Consider the following 2472-nt stretch of genomic DNA (forward strand, 5'->3'; position numbering starts at 1 on the left):
GTTGCCGAATTCTAGTTGCGACAGATGTCGCTGCCCGAGGCCTGGATGTGGACGACGTAGCCTTAGTGGTGAACGCAGATTTACCAAGAGATGATGAAGTCTACGTGCACCGTATCGGTCGAACCGGTCGAGCGGGAAGCTCTGGCAAGGCCTATAGTTTTTATACGCCAAAGCAGCGCTTTAAGCTTGAACGACTCGCCGACGAACGTCAGCAGGAGCTAGAGTTTCTTGATGTTAGTAGCTTTAAAGCAAAAGGCGATTATCCTCAAGCGGACTGGGTAAGTATTGAAGTGTCTGGTGGTAAGCGAGATAAAGTGCGCCCAGGTGATTTGCTAGGAGCTCTGACAGCAAAGGGCGGCTTAGATGGTTCTGATGTAGGAAAAATTCGCATTGTGCCAAACGCGAGTTTTGTTGCCGTAAAAGCAGATTTAGCGAGAAAAGCGCTGAACATGCTCAATGAGGGCAACATTAAAGGCCGCAAGTTTCGAGCGCGTAAACTGAAGTAACCCGTGTTCATTTTCTCGCTCGATATAGAGTCATAGCGCTCAAGCTGTTTTAGTTCGACTTGACCAAGGTCATTTACTCCCGCCATCAGGCGGGTGTTTGGTTGCGCAAGCCAAAAAATCTGTACTATCTTGAGTCTGTTAATGGTTTTCGAATTGTATACGGTGCAGTTCTGTAGCGTGTATTTGAGATTTATTTTGGCTGGGAGGTCTGTCATGACAGAAGAGCCAAGTGAAATAGATAAACCGATTTCTCGCGAAGAAGAGCGGAATGCTTTTTGGTTTATAGCGATATTTTTCTTTCCTATCTTAAGTTCGGTGCTCGTAGGTGGCTACGGATTTATCATATGGATTAGTCAGATTTTACTAGGTCCTCCCGGAGCTAGTTAATATGAGCGACGCCCAAAATACAGAACAAAAAATCACGAGGCGAGCTTTGTTTAAGCGTTATGTTGAACCCCCTGTTCAGCATTTAGAGGTCAGCGCAAACTGTTTGAACATGCATGGAATCTATTGTTCCAGTTGTCGTGATGAGTGCTCTGTGAATGCAATAAAAGTTCGTCCGGCGTTGGGCGGTACACTTGAAATTGGCATTGATCAGGACGCTTGCACAGGCTGTATGGATTGCGCAAAGCGTTGCCCTAACGATGCATTGATTTTGGTTTAGAGCGCGATTTTCTGTCGCCTAAAAACCTAGCTGCGTATTGTTTTGCGCATCATTAATTGAGTAACGAGGTCACATATGAATGCTGAACCGAAAGTGCGCGGCGCAAGGCTCAAACCGTCGGAGTCTAATCGCATTAAAGTGCATGATGTCGATGCCGTACGGCACATCGCGAGCTTTGCGTTGCGCTTTACGCCCGAAAAACACAGCACTGTTGTGGATGATCTCGCTCGTATTGCCAGTTGCGAAATCGCACATTGTGATAACGATGGCCATGCGATTTTGGTATTTGAGACGCCAGACAGCGTGGTGATTAGTGAGGCTCATAGTGCCTTGTCTCGATTAGATGGTGTCTTGAATGTAAATCTTGTTTATCACCATATGGAAAGCAGCGAAGAACTCGATGCAGCCATCACACAAGAAGAGGAGAGCGGAAGTGGCTACTACACGGCGTGACTTGATCAAAATGACAGCTGTTGCGACAGCTGGTAGTGCGTTGGGGATTCAGTTACCCGCGCATGCTGCAAACAACGTAGTGACTGACAAAACGCAAGCAGGTTTGAAATGGTCGAAGGCGCCTTGCCGTTTTTGTGGAACTGGTTGTAGCGTCAATGTCGCAACAAAGAAAGGTAAAGTCGTTGCTACCCATGGCGATATTCATTCTCCTGTAAACCGAGGGCTAAATTGCGTTAAAGGCTATTTTCTCTCGAAAATCATGTACGCCGAAGACCGCCTGACGAAGCCTCTATTGCGGAAGACGAATGGCCAGTATGACAAGAATGGCGAGTTTGAAGAGGTTAGCTGGGACGAAGCCTTTACGGTCATGCATGAAAAATTCTCGCAAGCTTTGAAAGACAAAGGTCCAAGTGGTGTGGGGATGTTTGGCTCTGGACAGTGGACGGTAATGGAAGGATACGCCGCAGCAAAACTTTATAAAGCGGGCTTTCGTTCCAATAATATTGATCCCAACGCGCGTCACTGTATGGCATCTGCGGTGGGTGCCTTTATGCGCACATTTGGTATTGATGAACCAATGGGCTGCTATGACGACATTGAGAATGCCGATGCCTTCGTTCTTTGGGGGTCGAACATGGCCGAGATGCACCCCATTTTATGGACGCGCGTGACGGATCGCCGACTTTCGTATCCGAATACAAAAGTGGCCGTTCTTTCGACCTTTGAACACCGTTCTTTTGATTTGGCGGACATCCCTGCGATCTTTACTCCGCAATCAGACTTGGCGATTGCCAACTACATTGCCAATTACATTATTCAGAATGACAAAGTAAACAAAGACTTCGTGAA

Annotated in this window: 5 protein-coding genes; all 5 read left to right on the forward strand. The window is 47.1% G+C overall.

Features of this window, described 5'->3' with window-relative positions:
- Positions 1–506 (forward strand): DbpA RNA binding domain-containing protein (locus tag A3751_RS23790; RefSeq protein WP_197466388.1); only part of this gene is annotated, 506 nt, incomplete at its 5' end.
- A 213-nt stretch (positions 507–719) separates the two neighbouring features.
- On the forward strand, positions 720–893 hold the full coding sequence (locus tag A3751_RS15280) for a periplasmic nitrate reductase, NapE protein (protein WP_082863294.1): 174 nt from the start codon (positions 720–722) through the stop codon (positions 891–893).
- Between the two features lies 1 nt (position 894).
- Positions 895–1170, forward strand: a complete 276-nt coding sequence (locus A3751_RS15285; RefSeq protein ID WP_068457687.1) for a 4Fe-4S binding protein — start codon at positions 895–897, stop codon at positions 1168–1170.
- Between the two features lie 75 nt (positions 1171–1245).
- Positions 1246–1623 (forward strand): chaperone NapD, encoded by a 378-nt coding sequence (locus A3751_RS15290; RefSeq protein ID WP_068457689.1) that lies wholly within the window; start codon positions 1246–1248, stop codon positions 1621–1623.
- On the forward strand, positions 1604–2472 hold an 869-nt coding region (locus A3751_RS15295; protein ID WP_197466389.1), incomplete at its 3' end, for a molybdopterin-dependent oxidoreductase. The genes A3751_RS15290 and A3751_RS15295, both read left to right, overlap by 20 nt.

The organism is Oleiphilus sp. HI0080, from assembly GCF_001635135.1.

Excerpts from the sequence above, each read along its gene's own strand:
- A3751_RS15280 (WP_082863294.1), top strand. The coding sequence starts at position 720 with ATGACAGAAGAGCCAAGTGAAATAGATAAACCGATTTCTCGCGAAGAA.
- A3751_RS15285 (WP_068457687.1), top strand. The coding sequence starts at position 895 with ATGAGCGACGCCCAAAATACAGAACAAAAAATCACGAGGCGAGCTTTG.
- A3751_RS15290 (WP_068457689.1), top strand. The coding sequence starts at position 1,246 with ATGAATGCTGAACCGAAAGTGCGCGGCGCAAGGCTCAAACCGTCGGAG.